The organism is Desulfobacter sp. UBA2225 (genome assembly GCF_002348205.1).
Lineage (GTDB): Bacteria > Desulfobacterota > Desulfobacteria > Desulfobacterales > Desulfobacteraceae > Desulfobacter > Desulfobacter postgatei.
In genome coordinates this window covers 1-3857 of record NZ_DDYV01000334.1, presented here as the reverse complement: position 1 = coordinate 3857, position 3857 = coordinate 1, and the positions used below count along the sequence as shown (strand labels likewise).

At 45.6% G+C, this 3857-nt stretch carries 5 protein-coding genes; all 5 read left to right on the top strand.

The features are described 5' to 3' along the window. Positions 1-34 precede the first annotated feature (34 nt). Positions 35-754 (top strand): phosphate ABC transporter permease PstA, encoded by a 720-nt coding sequence (pstA, locus tag B3D59_RS17380; protein WP_286822408.1) that lies wholly within the window; start codon positions 35-37, stop codon positions 752-754. A 27-nt stretch (positions 755-781) separates the two neighbouring features. Beyond that, complete coding sequence (locus tag B3D59_RS17375; protein ID WP_286822407.1) at positions 782-1846, top strand: substrate-binding domain-containing protein; 1065 nt, start codon at positions 782-784, stop codon at positions 1844-1846. An 18-nt stretch (positions 1847-1864) separates the two neighbouring features. Then, positions 1865-2722, top strand: a complete 858-nt coding sequence (gene pstB / locus B3D59_RS17370; protein ID WP_286822406.1) for a phosphate ABC transporter ATP-binding protein PstB — start codon at positions 1865-1867, stop codon at positions 2720-2722. Positions 2723-2996: 274 nt separating this feature from the next. Beyond that, positions 2997-3458: a ferritin family protein gene (locus tag B3D59_RS17365; RefSeq protein ID WP_286822405.1), complete on the top strand. Its 462-nt coding sequence runs from the start codon at positions 2997-2999 to the stop codon at positions 3456-3458. 33 nt (positions 3459-3491) lie between these two features. After that, positions 3492-3857: exodeoxyribonuclease III (locus B3D59_RS17360; protein WP_286822404.1), on the top strand; the 366-nt coding region annotated here is incomplete at its 3' end.

The following is a 3857-nucleotide window of genomic DNA, read 5'->3' as shown; positions in this document are numbered from 1 at the left end:
CTGGAATCCCCTGCAGTGAAAAAAGTTATATTAAATACCTTTTTTCACTGCAGGGGATTCCAGAGAGCCTGAACTTGCCGGGATTTGGGGAGCGGTTTGCGGGAGCTTTTACACGCTTCTTGTCACTCTTATCCTCTCTTTTCCCATTGGCGTGTCTGCTGCCGTATATCTGGAAGAGTTTGCTCCTCAAAACAGATGGACGGATATCATTGAGGTGAACATCAATAATTTGGCAGCCGTACCCTCAATTGTATTCGGGTTGCTGGGACTGGCTGTGTTTTTAAATTTTTTCGGCCTTCCCAGATCTGTTCCGCTTGTGGGTGGACTGGTTTTAACCCTGATGACGCTGCCCACCATTATTATTTCCGGCCGATCCACGCTTAAAGCGGTGCCGCCTTCCATTCGTGAGGCAAGTCTTGGTATTGGTGCATCCAAAGTTCAGATGGTGATACATCATGTCCTGCCCCAGGCCATGCCGGGCATGCTTACCGGTACCATCATCGGTATGGCCCAGGCCCTTGGGGAAACCGCGCCGCTTCTGATGATCGGTATGGTGGCTTTTATTGTGGATATCCCCGCCGGTTTCACAGACCCTTCCACGGTGCTGCCCGTACAGATCTACCTGTGGGCAGATAGTCCGGAAAGGGCTTTTATGGAAAAAACCTCCGCTGCCATCATGGTTCTTCTGTTTTTTTTAATGGTCATGAATGCGGCAGCCATTGTTTTAAGAAAAATATTTGAAAAAAAATGGTAAATAAAAAATATATTTCAGGAGTTACCCATGAAAAAATTTATTATCACTTCAATTACCTTGGTTTATTTATTTATTTTTGGAATAGCCCAGGCCGGCATCGGTGCAGCAAGGGACTATATCTCCATTGTCGGATCCTCAACGGTTTATCCTTTTGCTACGGTTGTTGCGGAAAGTTTTGGAAAGAAAAACCGCTTTAAAACCCCGAAAATTGAATCCACGGGATCCGGCGGCGGACATAAGCTTTTTGGTGCCGGCATTGGTATCGAGCACCCGGATATTACCAATTCTTCTGCCCGGATAACAAAAAATCAGCTGAAAAAAGATTTCAAAAATGGTGTCAAAGAAGTTGTTGAGGTGAAAATTGGCTATGACGGCATTGTTGTGGCAAATTCCAGGCAGGCCCGTGTGTTCAGGCTGACTAAAAAAGATCTGTTTCTCGCTTTGGCAAAACAGGTACCTGTGGTAGGGGATCAAGGCGTTTTGAAGCCAAACCACTATGAAACCTGGAAACAGATAAATCCATCACTTCCCGACACCCGAATTGAGGTGTTTGGACCACCCCCTACCTCCGGCACCCGTGATACCTTTATGGAACTGGCTATGGAAGGCGGTGCAAATGCGTTTAAATGGATAGCGAAATTGAAAAAATCAGATCAAAAACGATACAAGGTGATATGCCATACCATGCGGGAAGACGGGGTATATATTGAGGCTGGGGAAAATGATAACCTCATTGTGGATAAGTTGAGCAAAGCGCCTGAAGCTTTAGGGATTTTGGGGTATTCTTTTTTGGACCAGAATACCGATAAGATCCAAGGCGCTTTTATTGACGGTGTGCAGCCGACATTTCAGGCCATTTCCGATGGAACCTATCCCGTGTCCCGACCCTTGTATTTTTATATTAAAAAGGCCCATGTTGACAACATCCCCGGTATGAGGGAATATCTGGCTGAGTTCACCAGTGAGATGGCCTGGGGTGATGAGGGATACCTGACAACTAAAGGGTTGATCCCCATGCCCCTGGAGGAACGGCAGCATTATAGAAAAGTTGTTGAAGAACTTATCCCCTTAACCTTGGATGATCTCAATTAAGGATAAATAAAAACAAAAATGAATCGGGAACAAGCAACAGGTCATTCGCCCAGAAAGGTTGGGCGGCATCCGCTGGTTGAGCGGACGGAACGGGCAACCGTGGGGCAGGCAACGGTTGAAAACCCCAGGATGAGCTGTCAGAATGTGGCTGTTTATTACGACTCCAAAAAAGCCATTAGCGATGTGACCCTGGATATTGGTCGCAACGAAGTGATTGCCATGATCGGGCCTTCCGGGTGCGGTAAATCCACCTTTCTGCGCTGCCTGAACCGGATGAACGACACCATTGAAAGATGTGTTGTCACCGGGCAGATTTTCATGGACGGCATAAATATATATGATAACGACGTGGATGTGGTGCCGTTAAGGGCCCAGGTGGGCATGGTTTTCCAAAAGCCCAATCCATTCCCTAAATCCATTTATAACAACATTGCCTATGGCCCAAGAATACACGGCCTTGTCCAGAACCGGGATGAGACCGACGAACTGGTTGTGGATTCTTTGAAAAGAGCCGGTCTCTGGAGCGAAGTCAAGGACCGGCTGGAAATGCCGGGTACGAGTTTGTCCGGCGGGCAGCAACAGCGCCTGTGCATTGCAAGGGCCATTGCGGTGAACCCGGAGGTGATTCTTATGGATGAGCCCTGTTCTTCCCTGGACCCTATTGCTACGGCTATTATCGAGGAACTCATTGATGAGCTCAAACAGGATTACACCATCGCCATTGTGACCCACTCCATGCAGCAGGCATCCCGAATTTCTCAGCGTACGGCCTATTTTCATCAGGGAACTCTCATTGAAATCGGACCCACGGACCAGATATTTTTAAATCCGTTGCACCAGCTCACCGAAGATTATATCACCGGGCGGTTTGGATAGTGATTGACGTAAGTAACGTAACAATTCAAGATTCCCTAATTCGTGACACAATTTTGCCTGAGACAAAATCGTATTAACATCTATTTGCTTTAATTACTATACAGCTTGTCCGGCACTCTATGATATCATTGGCAAATGTGATACAGTGCAGGAACTATTTGACCTTTCCAAATTAGATGGTATAAAATTTGCTGATTTGGGTAAGAATCTGGCATGAAAATGATTTACTGGGTATTGAATTAAAGCATAACACCAGCAAAGGAGGTAATACCAAATGAATTTTAAATCCGTAGATGAGATACTGCAATTTGCCATTGACAGAGAAAAGGAAGCTGTAAAATTTTATGCATCTTTGGGCCAGGAAGCGCCTTCCGAAGCACTGAAACAAACCTTCATTGATTTTTCCAAAGAAGAACAAAAACATGTAACGCTGCTTTCCGATATTTCCGGGAACAAAGCCATGATTGACAGCTATGAGCTCAAGAAGATTCCTGACCTTAAAATAAGCAACTACATGGTGGATACCAAATATGAAAAAGGTATGCCCATGCCTGACGTCTTGAAACTGGCCATGAAAAGAGAGGAAAAATCAGTCAAGCTGTATCAGATTCTCGGGGACAAGACCGATAATGCCGATGCAAAAAAGCTGTTTCAAATCCTTGTACAAGAAGAGTCCAAGCATAAACTTGGCCTGGAATCGATGTATGATGATTACCTGGCCGGCATGGACGGATAATCTTAGATCCTGATCCATACTCAAAAAACGACTATGAGTGAAAAAAAACGATTGAAACTGATTTCATGGAATGTTAACGGGTTTCGTGCGGTTTTGAAAAAGGATTTTTTTGATTCCGTGACCGGCATGGACCCGGCCATTCTCATGCTCCAGGAGACGAAGCTTCAGGAGGATCAGCGCAGTGACCAGATGATTCGGTTTGGCGACTATGAAAGTTTCTGGAATTATTCAACCGTTAAAAAGGGTTACTCCGGTGTGGTCTCCTACACGCGGATTGCTCCGGAAACTGTGACCACACAGTTTGGAAAACCAGAGTATGACGGTGAAGGCCGGATAATAAGAATGGATTTTGAACCGTTTATTCTGTTTAACATCTATTTTCCCAACGGCCAGATGAGC